Raw genomic sequence first — 19,433 nt, 5'->3', positions numbered from 1 at the left:
CGCGGCCGGGGGCCGCGCCCGCCGGTGCAGGACCAGGGGATGCAGGACCAGGGGAGAGGTGCGGCGTTGACCAAGCAGGAGTCCGGCAGCCCGTTGCTCGACGACGTCCACCGCGTCATCGCCGACCGGGCGTGCGCCGTCCTGTCGCTGGACGTCTTCGACACGGTGCTGTGGCGCCGGGTGCCCCGTCCCACCGACGCGTTCGCCCTGCTCGGGGCCCGGATGCGGGAGTCGGGCCTCTGCCCGCCCTGGGTGACGGACGCGACGTTCCGCCGCATGCGCATCGCCGCCGAGGACGCCGCGCGCCGCGGCCGCGACGCCCTCGGCACCGAGGTCTCCCTCTTCGACGTCTGGCGCGCGATGCCGGACGGGATCTTCGGCGCCGCGTCCCTGGAGGAGCTGGTCGAGGCCGAGGTCCAGGTGGAGCGCGAGCTCACCGTCGTGGACCTGGACGTCGCCGAGGTCGTCCGGGCGGCGCGCGAGCAGGACCTCCAGGTCGTCCTGGTGTCCGACACCTACTTCACCGAGGAACACCTCTCCCGGCTCCTCGACCGGCCGGAACTCGGCCCGCTGGACGGCGTGCGCGTCTTCCGCTCCAACCAGCACGGCACCGACAAGGCGTCCGGCCTCTGGGAGATCGTGCTGCGCGAACTCGACCGCGGCCCTGAGCAGATCGTGCACGTCGGCGACCACGAGATCGCCGACCACGAGGTGCCCCGCAAGCTCGGCATCCGCACCGTGCACTACCGCAGGCTCGACGACCCCTACCTCGACGTGCTCGGACGCGAGAAGGAACCCGTCGGACCGTTCGGAGACCACGCCCCCGACCTGGACGACCGGCACGGCGACTTCGGCCTCACCAGCCTGCGCGCCAAGGCGGTCCACTCCGGCGTCCCGTTCACCACCTCCGCGCTGGACGTCGCGTGGCGCTACGGCGCCGGCGTCCTCGGCCCGGTGCTGACCGGCTTCGCCGAATGGGCGGCGTGGCGGGCGCACGACACCGGCATCCGCCGGCTGTGGTGCCCGATGCGCGAGGGCGAACTGCTGTCCCGGCTGATCAACGAGGCCGCCGCGGCGCGCGGCTGGGACGTGCGCGCCGCCCCGGTGTGGCTGTCGCGGTTCACGACCTCGCTCGCCGGGCTCGACCCCCACGACACCGGCGCGGTGCACGCCTTCGTCCGCACCGGCTACCGGCTGACCGTCCGGCAGGCGCTGTCGGTCCTGGAACTCCAGCCCGGCGACGTGCCCGGCCTCGCGACCGAGCTGGACACCGTCATCGACAACGGCGACATCGCCGAGCGGGTCGCCCGCGCGCTGACCGAGACGCCGCACCTGTGCAACCGGCTCGCGGTGACCGTCACCGCCGCCCGCGAACGCATGATCAAGTCGCTGCGGGACGCGGGCGCCCTCGACGACGACGCCCTCGCCGCGGGCGAGCTGACGCTCGTCGACCTCGGCTGGGGCGGGACGATCCAGCGCCAGCTCGCCCGCGCCCTGGAGATCGCCCGCATCGACGTCAGGCCGGCGGGGCTGTACCTGGCCACCGACGGCCGGGCCGAGCGCGTCCACATGGCCGGCCTGCGCGCCGAGGGCTACCTGGCCCAGTCCGGGCATCCCACGCACGTCGCGGCGACCGTCACCCGCAGCCCCGAGATCGTCGAGCAGTGCGTCAACGCGCTGTGCGGCTCCCTCATCGGCTACACCGAGGACGGCGCGCCGGTCCTCGGCCGGACGGCCGACTCGCCGTCCCAGAACGCCGAGCGCCGGACCGTGCAGGACGGCGTCCTGGCCTTCCAGCGCATGTGGAACCGGTACGTCGCCGCGTCCGGCGGCGCCTGGCCCGACCTCGCCCGCCCGGAGGCGGCGCGGAACCGGCTCGCGCGCATCCTGGTGGCCGCTCTGGAGTCGCCCACCCCCGACGAGGCCGCCGTCTTCGGCAACTGGACCCACGAGGACAACTTCGGCTCGTCCCTGGTCACCACGCTGCTGCCCGCCGACCTCAAGGCGGCCGTCCCGTACCTGTCGCCGGGCGACCTCGGCGACCTGCACATGCGCGACTCGTTCTGGCCCGCGCTGATCGCCGCGTCCGACACCGGGCTCGGCGCCATGGCGAGGGCGATCGCCGACGGCGCCATCGACGCCGAGGCGTTCGACCCGTCCGGCGAGAAGCACGAGACGCGGCTGCGGTTCCGGACGGCCGACGACCGGTGGCACGAGCCCATCCGGCGCCGCGTCCGGATCAATCACAACGGCCTGTCGTTCTCCCGGCTCTCCTTCGAGCACCACGACACGGTCGACATCTCGCTCGCGATCCCCGGCCGTCCCGCGATCGTGCGGGTCGACTGGATCGAGGCCAGGGTCATCGCCGGGGGGCGGCGTCGCGAGCAGGTGCTGCGCTGGGACAAGCCGGAGGACTTCGTCGGCCTGCACTACGCCGACTGCCGCTACCTCGGCGGCAACCTCATGGAGTTCGACACCTCCTACGCGGCCGTGTGGCTCCCGCTCGCCCGCCGCGCCGGGGTGCCGGCGGTCTCGTCCGGGCAGATCACGATCGCGTTCGCGATGCTGCCCCAGTCGGCGACGGGCATGGCGCCGCGCATGCCGGTCGACCGGAGGGCCGAGCGGGCCGCCCGGGCCGCGCGGATCACCGAACGCGTCCGCACGGAGTACCGGACCGCCGGGGTCCGCGGCATCGCCGCCGGAGCCGGACGAGTGGCCAGGAGGAAGCTCGGTGACACGTGACCTCGGGGCGGCGTCGACCGGATCCCCGGACGACCCGCACGAGCAGTCCCGCGCCGCCCGGGAGCAGCCGCTGCTGCTGCACTCGATGGCGGTGTTCCGCGAGCTGTTCGAGGCGGTCTTCCGCTGCCGCGACATCGGCGTCGTCGTCGAGGTCGGCGTGGAGTCGGGCCAGGTCAGCGCCCTGTACGCCGACCTCGGCGCGACCGTCCACTGCGTCGAGCCCGCACCCGGCGAGGAGCTGCGCGCCGTCCTCGACGGCGACCCGCGCCTGAACCTGGTGGAGGGCCTCTCGCCCGCCGTGCTGCCCGACCTGCCGTTGGCGGACCTCTACATCCTGGACGGCGACCACAACTACGCGGTCGTCCGCGACGAACTCGCCTGGATCATGGCGAACGCCCCGGACGCCGTGGTCGTCCTGCACGACGTGCTGTGGCCGTGCGGTCGCCGCGACTTCTACTACCAGCCGTCGCCGGTCGCGCCGGAGGACGCGCACCCGGCCACGACCGACGGCCCCACGGTCTGGCACGACGAGCTCACCCCCGCCGGGTTCGTCGGCGACGGCGCCTACACCGTGGCCGAGCGGGCGGGCGGACCCCGCAACGGCGTCCTCACGGCCGTCGAGGACGCGCTGGACGGGACCGGCGACTGGCGGTTCCAGATCGTCCCGGCCGTGTTCGGTTTCGGCGTCCTCGCCAGGACGGGCGCACCCGGCACGGACGCCGTCTTCGAGGCGCTGCGGCCCTACACGTCCTCGCGCCTGCTCGCCGCGATGGAGAACAACCGCATCGCCCTCTACACCCGCGTCCTGCAGCTCCAGTACGAGGCGGCGGCCCGCACCAGGGAGGCCACCCGGCTGACCGAGACCATCAACGCCCAGCAGCGGGAGATCGCCCGCCTGAAGGACGAACTCGACCGCGCCGCCACGGAGAACGCGTCCAGGAGCCAGGAGCTTCAGCGGCTGCGCGACACGCCGCCCGCTCCGTCGCCGGTTCCGGAGCAAGAGCTCGGGGCGGCCGTGTCCAACCTCGGCCGGGCGCTCTCCGCCCGCATCCGCAAGTCGCCGGGACCCCGGCCGTGAACCCGCTGTCCGGCGGCTGGACGCCGTCGCCGGGCGCCGTGACCTGGCCCGCCGCGGCCACCGCCACCGGCCCGGATCCCGTGGCCGTGGACGCCCCAACTCCAGGAGAGGGAGCAGGCAATGACGGACTACGTCTCGACCGTGGCGATGCACCGGGCCACCTGGGGAACCTTCCTCGAACCTGACCCGAACCTCGTCGACGTCGAGAACCTGCACGAGGCCTTGCACATCCCGATTCGGGGAGGCCATCGCGCCGAGCTGGGAAAGTTCGCCGGCAGGAACGCCGTCTTCGACCGCGCGGCCGCCAGGATCGGGGAGGCGGGACTGCTCTACGAGGACCAGTGCAGCGCCTACCACTACTACGACCTGTTCTGCTGCGTCGAGCGCTGCCACGGGGAGCTGACCAGGCTGGTCGACCTGGGGGTCTTCATGGGGGGCTCCGCGGCCGTCCTCGCCGGCTGCGTCGAGCCGATGGGCCTCGAACTCGACCTCGTCGACGTCAACGCCGCCTACCTGCAGTTCACCTACGAGCGGCTGCGCCGCATCTTCCCGCGCGCCATGACGCGCGTCCGCATGTTCCACGGTGACCTGCCGACCTATGTCGCCAACGTGCTGGAGGCCGAGCCGCAGACGCGCGCCCTGGTGCACCACGACGGTGCGCACGGTTTCGACCAGGTCGTCCGGGACCTGAGCTCGCTGTTCTTCGTCCGCGACCGCGTCCACGGGCTGGCGATCCATGCCACCCACCTGCGCGGCGACATCCAGTACCTCAACTTCGTCGACGCCGCCGTCCACGCGATGTTCGGCGCGGGGGTCAAGTACGAGGCGCTCGGCGCGAACTTTCCGCCTGAGGCGCCGGTGACCGTTCCGAACCGATGGAACGGGAACTATTTCCTCGCCGGACAGCCGGAGGGGATGTACGTCCCGTTCGACGGGGTGGAGTGGAAGTACCCGTATCCCGCCATGGAGCTGGAGGCGTTCCTGCCGGTGAAAGCGTCCCCCGCGGGCTGACGGTGGCCGGATCCGGCCAACCCCGAGCGGGAGTGTGCCCGATCTTTCCCGCGGGCTGACCTGGTGACCGATTTGACGAGCGAGACGGGTCGTCCGCGGGGCTGTTCCATTGAACGTGGCGCGGGAACGCGGGAAGCTCTTTACCCTGTGCTGTGTAGGAAACCGACCGTAAGCAACCGAACCGGCCACCCCCAGGCGTTCCATACATTCCCGCGACTCCCAGGGGTCTCTCGACGTGACGGACATGGCGAGCGGGTCCGCGATGGCGCGGCTCACACAGGCCGACCGCGTCTACGTGGGCTGGCGCTACGCGCAGGTGCACCCCGACCCGGGGCCGCCTCCCGACCGGCCTGAGGCGCCGCCGCGGGCGCCGCTGCCGCCTCCCGCGCGGCGGCCCGGCGAGGACATGGCCGGGCGTCCGCTGCGCATCGCGTTCGCCGGCACGCTGGTGTTCGTCGGCCTGTTCCTCCTGTGCGGCGCCGCCGGGGTGATCCCGTGGGCGTTCGCCATCGTGGCGCTGCTGGCGTGCGGCGTCGTCCTCGCCATCACCGGCGGTGCGCTGTGGCGGGACGAACGCGGCGTCCGCGAACGGATCGCCCACGAGCGGGACGTGGAGGCACGCGACCGGGCCGCACGCGAGCGGGCCCGCAGGAAGGCCGACGAGGCCTACTCCAAGGAGCGGGCCGAGTGGGAGCGCCGCCAGTCGGCGTACGAGAGCCAGCGCGAGTGGTACCCGGTGGCCGTCCCGCCCGGGGTCGACCGGGTGGACGTCGTGGGCGGCACCCTCGCCGGATGGTCGGCGGCCGTCACGACGATGGGCGCTGCCAGGCTCGCCGTGGGCGCGCGGCTGACCGTGATCGACCTGTCCGAGGGGGCGGTCGCGCACGACCTCCTCCGGCTCGCGGCCGACCGCGGCGACGACCCGCTCGTCTGGGTCCTGCCCGCCGACCTCCCGCGCCTCGACGCCACCCGCGGCCTCAACCCCGAGGCGCTCGCCGACGTGCTGTCCCTGGTCGTCAGCGCGGGCGAGGAAGAGGGCGGCACCCGCGACCTGTCGTTCGACAACTCGATCCTGGAACGCCTCATCGAGGTCCTCGGCCCGGACACCACCATCCCCAAGATCACCGCCGCCCTGCGCGTCCTCGCCCAGGTCGGCGACCCCCGCGACGACCTGCGCAAGGGCCTGCTCACCGACGAGCAGCACGAGCGGATCGCGACCCTGTTCGGCCGCGACGCGACCGACCGCATCGTCGTCCGCCGCGCGTGGGCGCTGGAGGCGCAGCTCCGCAAGCTGGAGAAGCTCGCCACCGAGCCCGTCCGCCTGCCGCCCTCGCGCCTGCACGTGGTGTCGATGGACCGGCGCGCCGGCGTCCTCACCAACCGCATCCTCGGCACCTACGTGACGACCGCCCTCACGCACCGGATCCGCGAGGCCCCGCCCGGCGGCCGCTGGGACCACACGCTCTTCCTCTGCGGGGCCGAGAAGCTGCGCGGGGACGTCCTGGACCGCCTCATCGACGCCTGCGAGGCCACCGGCACCGGGCTCGTCCTGATGTACCGGTCGATCCCCGGCCACGTCCGCGAGCGCCTCGGCCGCCGCGGCCACGCCGCCGTCGGGTTCATGCGCCTCGGCAACCCCGAGGACGCCCGCGTCGCCGCCGAGCACATCGGCGCCGGGCAGCCGCTCCTCGTCGCCGAGATCACCGACTCGGCCGCCGAGACGCTGTTCGACGTGGCGGGCGAGTCCTACGCCAGCACGGTCGCCTACGCGCGCCCCCGCGGCGACGGCCTCACCGACCCCGTCTGGACGCCGCTGCCCGCCCCCGCCGCCGACGACTCCGTCCTGGTGGAGGGCATCAGCTCCGCGACCGCCTGGGGCCGCACGGTCGCCCGGCCCCGTCCCGACAAGCAGCGCTTCCGTGAACTCCTCATCGAACCCCTGCAACTCCAGGAGCTCCCGCCCACGGCCATGGTCTTCACCCACTCGGGCGCGACAGGCCGCCGCACCCTCCTGGTGGACGCGAACCCGGGCATCATCACGCTGCCGACCGCCCACTCGATGGAGTTCGAGGAGTACCTCCGGGAACAGCAGCAGACCCCGGAGCAACCCGCCGAACCGGACCCGCCCGAGCCCTCGAAGCCCCCCGAAGCGCCGGCTCCGCAGCGCCTCCAGAAAGCCCGCCACGCCCTCCCCAGAGGCACGGCCCCCCGCCAGCCCCGCAAGGTCCCACCCCTGAAGCCCAACGGCCGCCACAAAGCCGACCCCCCGTCCACCCCCTGACCGGCGGTCGCGGCCGGTTCAGCGAGTCGCGAGGGCGGAGTCCACGGCGCGGCGCAGGGCCACACGGGTGAGCAGGAGGACGGGCCCGTCCGGATCCTTGCTGTCCCGCACCGCCACGGCGTCCCCCGCGCCCGCAAGCTCGATGCAGTTCCCTCCGTTAGAAGCGCTGTAGCTGCTCTTACGCCACTTGGTGTCCGTCAGGTCCATTTTTCCTGAGCAACCTTCCTGATTAGCTCGCGGGACATGTCTTCTGTAAGGGTGCGCGAGCGAAGCGCGACCAGGGTTCGTGCTAGTGCGGACAGGTCTGTGGGGTCGTCGGTAGTGATGGCGCGGATGGCCGTCTCGACATATGCGACCTCGCTTCGATCGTCCATCGTCGCGACCACGAATGCGCCGGTGTTCCCGTCATGCTCGCCGCTTGTCAACACTACTTGAACCGTGACGTTGGGCAACATGCTGATCTCTACCAAATGCTCCAGTTGCTCTCGCATCGTCTCGGCCGTGCCGACCGGCCGATAGAGGGCCTGTTCATCGATGAGAAGCACGAGGGTGGGGGCGGGATTGTCTCCTTCTCTGGTGATGATCGCCTGGCGGCTGATGCGGGTGTCGGCGGCGTCCTTGTTGTTGTGCAGGATCGCCAACGCGTAAGTCTGGGTCTGTGCCAAGCCAGGGATCAAGGAGTGTTCCCAGCACACGAGCATGGCCGCCTCAGACTCGACTTCGGGCCAGTCGAACCAGATCGGCACAGGGTGGCCGTTCCTGTTCAGGTCCAGCCAGAGTTTGATCAGGGCGCCGTCAGCCTTAAGGAGACGATCAACCGCGTCAACGAAGTCCCGAGTGGCGCGCCTGGTGCCGTTCTCGATGCGGCTTACCTGCGCCTTGCTGATGTTTGTGTGATCGGCAATGGACTGTTGCGTGATCTCCCTCGCCTCACGCATGCGGCGTAACTGGCCACCGAAGGCGATCAACGCGGGGGACTCTTTGGGGCGTTGGCGTCGTGCAGGCATGAGCGCGAAGTTTCCTCTCCTTGGCACCTCACCACGGCGGCCTTCCAGTTTCCAGTCGTCACCAAGACGAATTGGCAACAACATCCTACTGAGAAACCTTGCTAATCGTGTGGAGTTCGCCACAGAGAGTGAGGAGATCGATCATGGGCGAGTCGGCATGTCACGGGAACGAGATCGTGGTGAAGAACGATCTTGCGGTCGTCGCCGAGGTGCGGCGGTTCGTTCGGCTGGTCGCCGGTCAGTGGGAGATGGACGACTTCGTCCCCTGCCTGGTGGCGAGCGAACTGGTGACCAACGCCCTCCGGTACGCGTCCGCGCCCGACGGTGACGTGACGTTCCGGGTCGGGCGCACGGACGACGGCGCGTTGTGGATGGAGGTGCAGGACGAGACCTACGATCTGCCCCGCGTCCAGCGCGCGGACACCATCAGCGAGACGGGCCGGGGAATGTTCATCGTGAACCAGTTCGCGCGCTGCTGGGGCGTCCGTCCCCTGGCCGGCAACGCGGGCAAGGTCGTCTTCGCAGTCGTCGACCCCTCATGACGGCGGAGGGGGCACGCCCGGCGGCTGATCAGCAGCGGTTCCGTCGGTAGGGCAGTCCGATGATCAGCGCGGCCCCGACGGTCAGGTGCATGCCGAGCAGCACGAGCCGGCTGCTGGTGTCGGCGCCGCTGCCCAGCGGTCCCACCAGCGAGAGGGCCAGTGTGATCAGCGTGATGATCCGGAAGACCCGGGTGGGGTGGCGGACGGTGCGCTCCAGGAGGGCGAGCAACCCCCAGGCGGCCAGTCCGGCGGCCAGCGCGGCGCCGACGACGGCAGCCGGGCCGATGTGCTGGGTGGAGTCGCCCTGGTGGACGGTGAGGGCGCTGCCGGCCCAGGGATCATTGACGGCCCAGAGGAGCAGAGCGCCGGCCGCTGCGGCGGCGACGTTGATCGCGCGGCCCCTGCGCCGAGCGGTGGTGCAGGTCTTCGCGGTCTGCTGCGTGTCGTTGCTCATGCCGATGAGCATCGCGGCAGGGGCGGGAACGGCACATCACACCGCAGACCAGACCGAGCCGCTCGAAAGAGAAGCCGACCACCGACTTTGGAAGGGGGTCCGCGCCCGCCGCCCGCCGCGACGGCGCCGTCATTGTGGCGTTGGGAAGTGGGGGCGGTCGGGAGTTGGGAGCCATTCCGTTTGAGGGCGGTAGTGGTGTTGTGCGTGGGTGATGAAGCTGGGGAGGGACGGGTGGCGGTTGGCCTCGTGCCACATCAGGGACCAGGGGTAGGCCGGGGTGGGGTCGGTTATGGCGATCTGGACGACGTCCGGGTGGCCGGGGAACTGGGTCTTGTTTCCGAAGGTGATGAGGTCGGGGGAGGCGCCGATCCTCTCCATCATGTGGTCGTGGCCGAAGACCGGGCCTGATGTGTCGATGTGGACGCCGAACTCTGCGCTGAGGTGGCGGTAGTAGTCCGCCCACTCGCTTTCGGGGGTGTTGCCGGGCATCCATGCCGTCGAGCCTGAGAGTTCTCTCATCGGCACCTGGCGGTGCTCGGCGAGGCGGTGCCGGTGGCCGACCAGGATGGGGATGGGCTCCAGGGCGGCCGGGACGCGCCTGATCCCAGGTGGGAGGGGTGCGGTGACGCGGCCGAAGGCGGCGTCGATCGAGCCGTCGGTGAGGGCCGTCCAGCGTGAGCCGGCGCCGCGGGAGACGACGATGTCGACTTCGGCGTCGCCGGTCTCGTAGAAGGAACGGACGATCTCGATCGGGGCCGCGTTGTGGCCGAGCACGTCGATGCGCAGGGCGCGGTGGCGGGCGCGCAGCATCGCGGTGGCCTGGTCGGCGAGGCCGATCAGTGCTCGGGCCTGGGGGAGGAAGGCCGCACCGTCCTCGGTCGGCTCGGCGCCGGTGCGGGAGCGGTGCAGGAGGGGGACGCCGAGGGCCGCTTCGAGCTTGGCGATCCGCTTGGAGACCGCCTGCTGGGTCATGTCCAGGCGGTCCGCGGCTTCGGTGAATCGCCCGTCGTCGACGACGGCGAGGAACGCTCGGACGGCACCGAGATCTAGCTCCAACGACAACTCCTGGTTGTTCTGCGCCGGCGTGTCGGTTGTTGGACGCCGCCGGGCGGGTTCGGCTCTGATTGCCAATCCGGTCGGCAGTCCGACGACTAGGAGGAGCTTAGGTGGCACCGTCGAGCGAACCGCGTCCGTTTCCGCGCCTTGACCCCCTCGGGAGGTCCGCCGGGGAGCGGGAGATTCCGTTGAGCGGAGGCCGCATCACCGAGGGGGTCGTGCGGGTCGGTGACACGGTGCGGCGGCCGATGGGGGCGCATTCGGCGTTCGTGCATCGACTGCTCCGGCATTTCGAGGCGGTGGGCTGCGACGCGGCGCCCCGGCTGCTCGGGATCGACGGCAAGGGGCGCGAGGTCCTCAGCTTCCAGCGCGGTGAGACGCGGACCGAGTTCCGGTCCCGGGAATGGACGTCCGCCCAGATCGCCGCGGTGGCGCGGTTGCTGCGCCGGCTGCACGACGCCAGTGCGGGCGCGGCCATCGCGGGCGGTCAGGAGACCGTGTGCCACAACGACTTCTCCCCGCTGAACGTCACTTTCGTCGACGGCCTGCCCGTGGCCGCCTTCGACTTCGACCAGGCGGCTCCCGGCCCGCGTACGCGCGATCTCGCCTACGCCGCCTGGTTGTGGCTGTTCGGCGCCGATGTCGCCCGCCCTCTCGATCGGCAGACGTTTCTGCTGCGGACCTTCCTCGACGTGTACGGGCTCGGAGAGGAGGGCCGGCGAGGGTTCGGCGCGCTCATCGTCGCCCGGGTCGAGGACGAGCTCGCCATGCACCGGCGCGCCGGACGGATCACTACCCCCGGCACCTGGCTGCATCAGGAGATCGTGTGGTTGGGAAAGCACGCCGACGACATCGACCGCGGTCTGCGGGACGCGCCCTGACGTGCGGGGGGCGGGTTCTTCCTTGACGGGCATTGGCGTTGGGGGTGGGGGCGGGGTTGGATGCTGGGGTGACTATGCCCCCTGGTTCGTCTCGTGCTGGCCGGCCGCCTTCCGGGTGGGGTGGTGGGGTGGCGCAGGGCGGGCCGCCGGTCGCTGTGCAGGGGGCGCCGTTCGTGTTGCCGGGGCCCTGGTACCGGATCCAGGCGATTCCGGTGCCGCAGCGGGAGGCGTCCGCGGAGTGGGACTTCGTGAGCGTGCTGCCCGCGGCGCTGTCGGCGGCGCGGTCGGGGAGGCCGTTCGTCGTCGGGTGGCTGTCGGCGGGCGGCGGGGCGCCGCTGGAGCTGATCACCAACGCGGGGCCGATCGGGACGCCCGAGGCCGGGGCGGAGACGCACGGGCTGCTGTTCCCCAGCGGGGCGCGGGGCGTGCCGATCGGGGACGGGTGGCTGCGGCAGGCCGAGCGGATGGAGTGGACGCGGTGTCCGGGACGGCTCGCGCCGCAGGGGTCCGGGGCCGGGCCGGGGCTGTTCGAGTCGACGCTCGTCACGCTGATGGAGCGGCCGTTCGGGTGGTTCGTGGTCGCCGATCCGTGCGACGAGCGGCTGGTCGACGCCGAGATGCGCGAGCTGCACCACGAGTTGCGGATGTTGCGGCGGGGTGAGGACGAGCATGCGCGGCTCGCGGTGGCGCGGGCCGACCGGAGGCTCGCCGAGCTGGACGCGTTCCGCGAGGCCGGGCTCTGGCAGGTCCGGGTGGTGGCCGGGGCCGCGTCGCAGGCGGAGCTGGGGCAGATCGCGCCCGTGCTGGTCGGGTCCATGGAGCTGGGGCACCATCCGTACCGGCTGAGGTCGGGGCAGGGGAGCGGGTCGTTCGCCGAGATGCTGGGCCCGGGGACGGCGCCCGCTCAGGTGCGGCCGATGAGCGAGGCGGAGCAGCGGTTCCCGTTCGTCGCGACGGCCGGGGCGCTGGCGGCGCTGGCCGGGCTGCCGCGGCGGGAGGTGCCGGGGCTGCGGGTGCTGGACGCCGGGTACTTCGACGTGACGTCCGAGACGGCCCCGGCGAGCGGGGAGGCGCAGATCGAGCTGGGCGCCATCCTGGACGGCCAGGACCGCGAGGTCGGGCGGTTCGCCGTGCCCCGCTCGACCATCAACCGGCACGTGTTCGTCACGGGCGCGACCGGCGCGGGCAAGTCGCAGACGGTCCGGCACCTGCTGGAGCAGCTCACCCGGGCGGGCGTGCCGTGGCTGGCGATCGAGCCCGCGAAGTCGGAGTACGCGGCGATGGCGGGCCGCATCCAGGACCTCGGCGGGCCCGTCACGGTCGTCAACCCCTCGGACCCGGACTCGGTGCCGCTGTCGGTGAACCCGCTCGCGCCGGAGCCGGGCTACCCCGTCCAGGCGCACATCGACATGGTGCGGGCGCTGTTCCAGGCCGCGTTCGACGCCGAGGAGCCGTTCCCGCAGATCATGGCGCAGGCGCTGCAGCGCGTCTACGAGAACAACGGGTGGGACGTGGTGACGGGCGGGGGCGTGCCCGGGTCGCTCATCGAGCCCGCCGTGCCGACGCTGGAGCAGCTGCAGAACGCGGCGCTCCAGGTCATCCAGGACGTGGGCTACGGCCGCGAGCTGATGGCCGACGTGCAGGGGTTCGTGGACGTGCGGCTGCGGTCCCTGCGCATCGGCTCGGCCGGACGGTTCTTCGAGGGCGGCCACCCGGCCGACATCGGCGGGATGCTCCGCGACAACATCGTGCTCGCCATCGAGGACGTCGCGAACGACGAGGACAAGGCGTTCCTCATGGGGACGCTCATCATCCGCATCGTCGAGCACCTGCGGATGCGGGAGCGCAGGCGCGACCGCGCCACGGGGTCGGCGCTGCGGCACGTCATCGTGATCGAGGAGGCGCACCGGCTGCTGCGCAACCGGGGGCCCGAGCGCGGCAGCTCCCACGCCGTCGAGCTGTTCGCCGGGATGCTCGCCGAGATCCGCGCGTACGGCGAGGGCATCATCGTCGCCGAGCAGATCCCGACGAAGCTCGTCCCGGACGTCATCAAGAACACGGCGCTCAAAGTGGTGCACCGGCTGCCCGCGTTCGACGACCGGCACCAGGTCGGCGCGGCGATGAACCTGGACGGCGACCAGTCCCGCGAGGTGGTGTCGCTGCGTCCGGGCGTCGCCGCCGTGTTCGCGGACGGCATGGACCGTCCGCTGCGCGTGCGGGTGCCGCTCGGCGAGGGCCGCGAGGCGGAGCTGCCCGGCCCGCCCCCGCCCGTGGACGGCAGGCGGTCGGCGGCGTGCGGCTGCGAGTGCCGTTCGGGGCGCGCCTGCACCCTGTACGAGCTGCGCGAGGCCGACCTGATCGCGGGCCATGCCGACTGGGCGTGGCTGCGCCTGTGGGCCGACACGCTCGTCCTGGCGCATGTGGCGAACCGCCCGATCCCGTCGGTCCCGCCCGAACTGGGGCGCGCCTGGTCGCGGCTCACGCCCCGGCTCCGCGAGTGCGCGCTGGCGACCGTCCTCGAACGGGCGGTGTCGCGGCGGTCGCGGGGGCTGCGCACCGCCTACCCGCCGGCCGACCTCACCGCCGCCGTCGCCGAGGTCGCGCAGCGGCTGCTCGGCGGCGGCGCGCCGGGCGCCTCCCCCGGCCCGCAGTGGGTGGTTCCGCAGGTCAGGTGGCTGCACGAGCTCGACAGGCTCTTTCCCTACGGCGGCGGCGCGCCCGACAAGCACGCCCTCGCGCCGCCCCTGGACTACCAGCTCCCCGGCCTCAAGCAGCCGCCGCACGCCAAGCTCGGCCACCGGCTCCGCGCCCTGCGCCGCCACCCGCTGTCGATGGAGCTGGAACGCAACCGTCCGATCGCCGCGACCGCCCTCTACGGCGACGACGACCAGTCGGGCTTCTTCAAGGACCTGGCCGTCGTCGCGATCGGGTTCGACGAGGACGAGCAGATCGACCACGTCGCCGGGACGATGCGCGTCACCGGATGGCTGGAGCCCGTCCTGAGCTGGTACGACCGCTTCGTCACACCGTTCGAGGATCCGTCCAAGGGGCTCGCGTTCCTCAGCCCCCAGGCCGAATGACTCAGATGTCGCTCTCGGTGCGGGTGGGGAGGCCCGCCTTCTCCGCGACCACGTTCCAGTAGCCGATGAACTCGTTCTTGGCGGAGCTGGCGCGCTGGTTGACGTCGGCCACCTCGCTCTCGGACGGGCAGCCGGGGGCGCCCGCGAGGTAGCGCTGGTTCGACTCCGTCGACGCCTCAAGGGCGCGGACGAGCGCGGCCTTCATCTCCTCGCCGTCGAGGAGCGCGCTCACCTCCAGGGCCCGCGCCTTCTCCAGCTCGCCGCGGCGCGCGTCGAGGACGCGCCGCACGCCGCTGACCGGGCAGCCCTGGGTGACGACGGTGCCGAGTTCGGAGCGGGTCCCGCCCATCTCCTCCAGCAGGTCGTTGACGGCGCGGGCCTGCGCGTCGAGGTCGCCCTCGCTCGTCGGGCTGTCGGACGCGGACGCGACGCCCTGGCTCTGGCCCGTGGACGGGCCGGAGGCCGCGGGGGGCGACGAGTTCGATCCGCTCGGCCAGAACACGATGCCCAGCGCGACCCCTATCAGGAGGACGACGCCCGCCGCGCCCAGGAAGTAGGGCATCGTGCTGCGCTTCGGCGGCGCGGGCGGCTGCCAGATCGCGGGTTCGGACCACGGTTCGGCCCACGGCTCGGGGGAGAGATGCGTCGTCCGTTCCTCGGCGGGCGGCATGTGCAGCGTGTGGTCGGGCCGCGCCTCCCACTGGACGGGGCTCTGGTCGGCCCACGGCGGCGGCGCCGGTTCCCACGGCACCGGCACCCCGCCTGGGGCGCTCTCACCCGGCGCCCCGCCGCCGTACTGGGCGCCTTGGACGGTGGCGTCGTCCGCGTTCGGCGGGGGGCTGCCCATCGGGGTGCCGCTGTACGGGGCGCGGTACGGGTCGTTCTGGATGGTCGGGTCGTCAGCGTCGGGCGGGCTTCCGGTCTGCGGGGCACTGCCCGACGGAGCTCCGTACGGGGTGCCGCCGTAGAGGGAGCGGTACGGGTCGTCTTGGACGGTGGCGTCGTCCGCGTCTGGCGCCCCTCCGCCCGGTGGCGCGGTGAACGGGTCGCGGACGGTCTCGTCCTGGACCGTCGCGTCGCCTGCCCCGGCCGCGTTGGTCCAGGCCGCCGCGTCGCCCGTGCCAGGCGTGACGAGGGGCGCGTCGCATCGCGCGCACCTGGGCGACCCAGAAGCGGAGTCGGTTCCGCAGTTCGGACACCGCATGACGGCCCCCTGCCCGGTGAGTTCGAACGGTCAGAGAATACTGCGTGACCGACCGTTACACCCGTTTCCAGCTCCGCTGCGGCTGACCGGTCTTCTGCGCGACCGGGTTCCACAGGACGACGAACTGCTTCTTCGAGGCCGTCGCGCGCCGTTCGGCGTCGGCGCGTCCGGGAACCTGCGCGGCGCTCGGGCGCGGTTTGCCCTTGCACTTGCGCTGGTTCGCCTGCGCCCACTTCAGCAGCACCTGGTCGACCTGGAGCGAGGCCCCCAGCGCCTGGTGCAGCGAGCCGCGCAGCCGCTCGCCGTTCGCCAGCTTGTCGACCTTGAGGCCCTGCGTGCGGCGCATCTGGTTCGTGCGGCGCTGCGCGACCGTCTGGAATCCCTGGATGGCCTGCGGCAGCGTCTTGCACTTGCCGGCGCGGCCGAGCGCCCCGGCGAGGATGCGGCGGGTGTCGACGCTGTCGTTGAGGATCCCGTTGAGGACGGCGGCCTGCTGCTTCATCTCGGGCGGGATCGCGTTCTTCTGCGCGACCTGCTTCTGGGACGCCGCCGGAGACGGGTCGCCGCCCCCCGGCGTGTCGTCCCCGGACGGCCAGGCGACGAACGCGACGGCGCCGACCGCGACCGTGACCAGCGCGGCCACGGCGGCGACCAGCGGCTTGCTCGTCCCGTTCTTGCCCTGGCCCGGCGCGCCCGGTCCGCCGGGCGGGAACTGGCCGGGCGGGTAGCCGCCGTACGCGGGGTCGCCCGGCCCCATCGCGCCCATGGGCTGCATCCCGGGGCCCATCGGGCCCTGGTGCATGGGGCCGTTCTGCATCGGGCCGTGCTGCATGGGCCCGTTCTGCATCTGCATCGTCTGCATCGGGGGCTGGCCAATGTTCCCCATGCCGCCCATAGGGGCGGGGGCGCCCATGGGGGAGCCGGGGTCCATCCGCGTCCGGTCGAGGTCGTCGCCGAAGCCCTGGGCGCCGGGCATGGCCGGGCCCGGCGCTCCGGCGGGGGCGATCTGCGTCGCGTCGGCGTCGGGAAGGGCGGGGAACTGCGGGCCGCCGGGGGGCTGCTGGCCCCACGCCTGCGTGGCGTCGGCGTCCGGCGCCTCGGGCTTGCGCGGCTGGGCGAACCACGAGTCCGGGACGATCGACTCCGCGCGGGGGGCCTGGTCCTGGAGACCGAACGGGTTCGACGCCGAGGCCGGGGCGGGGAGCTCCGCGGCGGGCGGCGCCTGCTGCCCGCCGGCCCACGAGGGCTGCGAGGGCGGGGCGGCGAAGGCGCCGGAGTCGTCGTCGGCGTCGGGGTCGAACGTCCAGGCCGCGGTGTCGTCGGGGTCGGGGGACGGCAGCGGGGACGCGACGGCGGGCGTCGGCGCCGAGGCGGTCGCGGGCGGCTCCACGGACAGCCGGATCGGCGGCTCGGCCGACAGCCGGATCGGCGGCTGCGCCGGAGGCTCGGGCGCGCCCTGCGGGCCGGAGGCCCAGGACGGCGGGGCCGTCATCGTCCGGTCGCCGAACGTGTCGGCGCCGGCCGGGACGCCCGCCGGGGCGGCCTCCGCGACCGGCGACGCCAGCGGGACGGAGGGACCGACCGAGTACACGTCGATCGGCGCCTCGCAGTGCGAACACTTGCCGAGCGTCCCAGGCGTGTCATTCCCGCACGTCGGACACTGCATCGCTCAGACCTCGCCTTTTAGCCGCTTGTCCACGCTTGCGATCCAGGCCCGCCGCCCGGGCGGGCACCGCTCCCCGCGATCATCAGCGGGGCTCCCGACAAAAGTAGTGGGTGACGCCGTTCTTGGACGCGTGGTTGGTAATCCGGCGCACCGCAGTCGGAGGTCGCACGCAATCACGACATGTTGGTACTGGTCAAGATTGCTGCCAGTGGTTTACCGGGATCGTTGTGATGCTGCTCACATTGTGCACCAATGGTGTGACGGACGTCCCTCGAACCGCCGGGCGCGCCGCGCGCGTCGCACTCAGCGGCTAGGCTCGGAGCGGTTTCCCGGCGCATCCAGAGAAGACGGAGTCCATGAGCGATCTTCCGCTGCGTTCGCAGCTGGCCGTCGCGCTCGGTCGTACGGCCGCCAAGATGTCCCGAATCGCGGGCCGCGGGGACGGCTCGGTGATCGGCGGCCGGGTCGGCCTCCGACTCGACCCCGAGCTGCTGACCAGGCTCGCCAAGGACCGCAAGCTCGTCCTCGTCAGCGCCACCAACGGCAAGACGACGACGACCCGGCTGATCACCTCGGCCATGACGCCGCTCGGCGAGGTCGCCACCAACGCGTTCGGCGCGAACATGCCGACCGGGCACGTGTCCGCGCTGGCGTCCGCCCCGTCCGCGCGCTACGGCGTGCTGGAGTGCGACGAGAAGTACGTCCCGATGGTCCTGAGGGAGACCGGGGCGAACATCGTCGCCCTGATGAACCTCAGCCGCGACCAGATGGACCGCGCCGCCGAGATCTGGCTGCTGGCCGGCAAGTGGCGGCGCGCGCTGGAGGCGTCCCCGACCAGCCACGTCATCGCCAACTGCGACGACCCGCTGGTCACCTGGGGCGCGTCCACGGCCAAGAGCGTCACCTGGGTCGCCGCGGGCCAGCACTGGCGCGAGGACTCCTGGTGCTGCCCCGAGTGCGGCGGCCCCCTCGACCGTCAGGACACCGACGAGGACAGCGACTGGCGCTGCCGGCAGTGCCACTTCGCCCGCCCCCGCCCCGACTGGGCGCTGCGCGGCGACACGATCACCGCGCCCGACGGCCGGGCGTACTCCCTCACGGGCCTGTCCCTGCCCGGCCGCGCGAACCGCTCGAACGCCCTGATCGCCCTCGCGGTCGTCGCGCAGTTCGGGGTGCCGCCCGAGCAGGCCCTCCCGCTGCTGTCGCAGGTCACCTCCGTCGCCGGCCGGTACACGACGGTCGAGCACCAGGGCCGCTCGATCCGGCTGCTGCTGTCGAAGAACCCCGCCGGATGGCTGGAGGCGTTCGACGTCCTGCAGCCCGCGCCCGGCCCCGTCGCGCTGTCGATCAACGCGCAGGGCCCCGACGGCCGCGACACGTCCTGGCTGTGGGACGTCGACTACCGCATCCTGCAGGGCCGCCCCGTGTGGGTGACCGGCGAGCGCCGCATCGACCTCGCCGCCCGGCTGGAGGCCGCCGAGGTGTCCTTCACGGTGGTGGACGACATCGACCAGGCGGTCATGGCCGTCCCGCCCGGGCATCTGGACGTGATCGCCAACTACACCGCCTTCCAGACCATCCGAACGAGGTACGGCCGTGTCGTCTGACCGCATCAAAATCGTCTGGATCTACCCGGACCTGCTCAGCACCTACGGCGACCAGGGCAACACGATCGTCCTGGAGCGGCGCGCGGCGCTGCGCGGCATCCCCACCGAGACCGTCAGCCTCCGGTCCGACGAGCCCGTGCCCGCCGACGGCGACATCTACCTGCTCGGCGGCGGCGAGGACCGGCCGCAGATCCTCGCGGCGCAGCGGCTGCGGGGCGACGGCGGCCTCGCGCGGGCCGTGCAGTCCGGCGCGGTCGTGTTCGCGGTCTGCGCGGGCTACCAGCTGCTCGGCCACGAGTTCGGCGGCGAGGAGGGCCAGCCCGTGCCGGGCCTCGGCCTGCTCGACATCCGCTCCGGGCGCGGCGAGCAGCGCGCCGTCGGCGAGATCGTCGGGGACGTCGCGGGCGAGCTGAACGTCCCGCGCATCACCGGCTTCGAGAACCACCAGGGCGTCACGCACATCGGCCCGAACGCGCGCCCCTTCGCGAAGGTGCTGCACGGCGTCGGCAACGGCGACGGGAACGGCTTCGAGGGCGCCTACAGCGGCCGCGTCCTCGGCACCTACATGCACGGCCCGGCGCTCGTCCGCAACCCCGGCCTGGCCGACCTGCTGCTCCGCTGGGCCGTCGGGAGGGACCTCCCCCCGCTGGACGACTCGTGGGCCGGGCGCCTCCGCGAGGAGCGCCTCCAGGCCGTCATGCCGTAACTCCGGTGATGCCCTGACCCCCGTGGTGAGCTGACCCCTGTGGGTGGGTCGGCTCACGCGGCGGGTGGGCCTGCGCGGGTGGTTGGCCTGCGCGGACTGTCGGCGTCCTTCGGAAGCT

General features: G+C 72.7%; 15 protein-coding genes. 9 read left to right on the top strand and 6 right to left on the bottom strand.

What is annotated here, in order from left to right; genetic code table 11:
• The first annotated feature begins 66 nt into the window (after nucleotides 1-66).
• From AB0C87_RS21285 to AB0C87_RS21270, 4 genes are all read left to right on the top strand, one after another.
• The gene (locus tag AB0C87_RS21285; protein ID WP_360579127.1) at nucleotides 67-2,742 is read left to right on the top strand and encodes an HAD family hydrolase; all 2,676 of its coding nucleotides are present in this window, start codon (nucleotides 67-69) and stop codon (nucleotides 2,740-2,742) included.
• Nucleotides 2,732-3,820, top strand: a complete 1,089-nt coding sequence (locus AB0C87_RS21280) for a class I SAM-dependent methyltransferase (protein WP_360579125.1) — start codon at nucleotides 2,732-2,734, stop codon at nucleotides 3,818-3,820. The genes AB0C87_RS21285 and AB0C87_RS21280 overlap by 11 nt, the downstream gene beginning before the upstream one ends.
• A gap of 120 nt (nucleotides 3,821-3,940) precedes the next feature.
• Nucleotides 3,941-4,831 carry a class I SAM-dependent methyltransferase gene (locus AB0C87_RS21275; RefSeq protein ID WP_360579123.1) on the top strand — a complete coding sequence of 297 codons (891 nt, stop codon included), beginning with the start codon at nucleotides 3,941-3,943 and terminating at the stop codon, nucleotides 4,829-4,831.
• Nucleotides 4,832-5,075: 244 nt separating this feature from the next.
• Nucleotides 5,076-7,112: a hypothetical protein gene (locus AB0C87_RS21270; protein ID WP_360579121.1), complete on the top strand. Its 2,037-nt coding sequence runs from the start codon at nucleotides 5,076-5,078 to the stop codon at nucleotides 7,110-7,112.
• 18 nt (nucleotides 7,113-7,130) lie between these two features.
• Here the strand turns inward: AB0C87_RS21270 and AB0C87_RS21265 are convergent, their stop codons facing one another.
• On the bottom strand, nucleotides 7,131-7,319 hold the full coding sequence (locus tag AB0C87_RS21265) for a DUF397 domain-containing protein (RefSeq protein WP_360579119.1): 189 nt from the start codon (nucleotides 7,317-7,319) through the stop codon (nucleotides 7,131-7,133).
• Complete coding sequence (locus tag AB0C87_RS21260) at nucleotides 7,310-8,203, bottom strand: helix-turn-helix transcriptional regulator (RefSeq protein WP_360579117.1); 894 nt, start codon at nucleotides 8,201-8,203, stop codon at nucleotides 7,310-7,312. The genes AB0C87_RS21265 and AB0C87_RS21260 overlap by 10 nt, the downstream gene beginning before the upstream one ends.
• Before the next feature lie 59 nt (nucleotides 8,204-8,262).
• Here AB0C87_RS21260 and AB0C87_RS21255 point away from each other — a divergent pair, with 59 nt between their 5' ends.
• Nucleotides 8,263-8,661, top strand: a complete 399-nt coding sequence (locus tag AB0C87_RS21255; protein ID WP_353831795.1) for an ATP-binding protein — start codon at nucleotides 8,263-8,265, stop codon at nucleotides 8,659-8,661.
• A 28-nt stretch (nucleotides 8,662-8,689) separates the two neighbouring features.
• Here the strand turns inward: AB0C87_RS21255 and AB0C87_RS21250 are convergent, their stop codons facing one another.
• Nucleotides 8,690-9,115 carry a DUF6069 family protein gene (locus AB0C87_RS21250; protein ID WP_360579115.1) on the bottom strand — a complete coding sequence of 142 codons (426 nt, stop codon included), beginning with the start codon at nucleotides 9,113-9,115 and terminating at the stop codon, nucleotides 8,690-8,692.
• A gap of 129 nt (nucleotides 9,116-9,244) precedes the next feature.
• A complete protein-coding gene (locus AB0C87_RS21245) occupies nucleotides 9,245-10,171 on the bottom strand; it encodes a LysR family transcriptional regulator (RefSeq protein ID WP_360579113.1) in 927 nt (308 codons plus the stop codon).
• A 188-nt stretch (nucleotides 10,172-10,359) separates the two neighbouring features.
• Here AB0C87_RS21245 and AB0C87_RS21240 point away from each other — a divergent pair, with 188 nt between their 5' ends.
• Both AB0C87_RS21240 and AB0C87_RS21235 read left to right on the top strand, forming a co-directional pair.
• Nucleotides 10,360-11,052, top strand: coding sequence for a phosphotransferase (locus AB0C87_RS21240; RefSeq protein ID WP_360579112.1), 693 nt, complete (start codon nucleotides 10,360-10,362; stop codon nucleotides 11,050-11,052).
• A 173-nt stretch (nucleotides 11,053-11,225) separates the two neighbouring features.
• Nucleotides 11,226-14,132, top strand: a complete 2,907-nt coding sequence (locus tag AB0C87_RS21235; protein ID WP_360579110.1) for an ATP-binding protein — start codon at nucleotides 11,226-11,228, stop codon at nucleotides 14,130-14,132.
• 1 nt (nucleotide 14,133) lies between these two features.
• On the opposite strand, the gene AB0C87_RS21230 is transcribed toward AB0C87_RS21235, so the two are convergent.
• Both AB0C87_RS21230 and AB0C87_RS21225 read right to left on the bottom strand, forming a co-directional pair.
• Complete coding sequence (locus AB0C87_RS21230) at nucleotides 14,134-15,336, bottom strand: hypothetical protein (RefSeq protein WP_360579108.1); 1,203 nt, start codon at nucleotides 15,334-15,336, stop codon at nucleotides 14,134-14,136.
• A gap of 55 nt (nucleotides 15,337-15,391) precedes the next feature.
• On the bottom strand, nucleotides 15,392-17,002 hold the full coding sequence (locus AB0C87_RS21225; protein WP_360579106.1) for a hypothetical protein: 1,611 nt from the start codon (nucleotides 17,000-17,002) through the stop codon (nucleotides 15,392-15,394).
• Nucleotides 17,003-17,358: 356 nt separating this feature from the next.
• Here AB0C87_RS21225 and AB0C87_RS21220 point away from each other — a divergent pair, with 356 nt between their 5' ends.
• Both AB0C87_RS21220 and AB0C87_RS21215 read left to right on the top strand, forming a co-directional pair.
• Complete coding sequence (locus tag AB0C87_RS21220) at nucleotides 17,359-18,609, top strand: MurT ligase domain-containing protein (RefSeq protein ID WP_360579104.1); 1,251 nt, start codon at nucleotides 17,359-17,361, stop codon at nucleotides 18,607-18,609.
• The gene (locus AB0C87_RS21215; RefSeq protein WP_345172866.1) at nucleotides 18,599-19,315 is read left to right on the top strand and encodes a glutamine amidotransferase; all 717 of its coding nucleotides are present in this window, start codon (nucleotides 18,599-18,601) and stop codon (nucleotides 19,313-19,315) included. Before AB0C87_RS21220 ends, AB0C87_RS21215 begins: the two co-directional genes overlap by 11 nt.
• Nucleotides 19,316-19,433: the final 118 nt, after the last annotated feature.

Origin of the sequence: Actinomadura sp. NPDC048021 (assembly GCF_040653135.1) — a bacterium.
Lineage (GTDB): Bacteria > Actinomycetota > Actinomycetes > Streptosporangiales > Streptosporangiaceae > Spirillospora > Spirillospora verrucosospora.
Note: the sequence above shows the minus strand (reverse complement) of the source record. Positions and strands in the feature narration are given on the sequence as shown.

What these genes read in the sequence shown, in the direction of transcription:
- AB0C87_RS21220 (WP_360579104.1), top strand. Translation starts at nt 17,359, where the DNA reads ATGAGCGATCTTCCGCTGCGTTCGCAGCTGGCCGTCGCGCTCGGTCGT.
- AB0C87_RS21275 (WP_360579123.1), top strand. Translation starts at nt 3,941, where the DNA reads ATGACGGACTACGTCTCGACCGTGGCGATGCACCGGGCCACCTGGGGA.
- AB0C87_RS21265 (WP_360579119.1), bottom strand. Translation starts at nt 7,319, where the DNA reads ATGGACCTGACGGACACCAAGTGGCGTAAGAGCAGCTACAGCGCTTCT.
- AB0C87_RS21260 (WP_360579117.1), bottom strand. Translation starts at nt 8,203, where the DNA reads ATGTTGTTGCCAATTCGTCTTGGTGACGACTGGAAACTGGAAGGCCGC.
- AB0C87_RS21250 (WP_360579115.1), bottom strand. Translation starts at nt 9,115, where the DNA reads ATGAGCAACGACACGCAGCAGACCGCGAAGACCTGCACCACCGCTCGG.
- AB0C87_RS21270 (WP_360579121.1), top strand. Translation starts at nt 5,076, where the DNA reads ATGGCGAGCGGGTCCGCGATGGCGCGGCTCACACAGGCCGACCGCGTC.
- AB0C87_RS21225 (WP_360579106.1), bottom strand. Translation starts at nt 17,002, where the DNA reads ATGCAGTGTCCGACGTGCGGGAATGACACGCCTGGGACGCTCGGCAAG.
- AB0C87_RS21230 (WP_360579108.1), bottom strand. Translation starts at nt 15,336, where the DNA reads ATGCGGTGTCCGAACTGCGGAACCGACTCCGCTTCTGGGTCGCCCAGG.
- AB0C87_RS21255 (WP_353831795.1), top strand. Translation starts at nt 8,263, where the DNA reads ATGGGCGAGTCGGCATGTCACGGGAACGAGATCGTGGTGAAGAACGAT.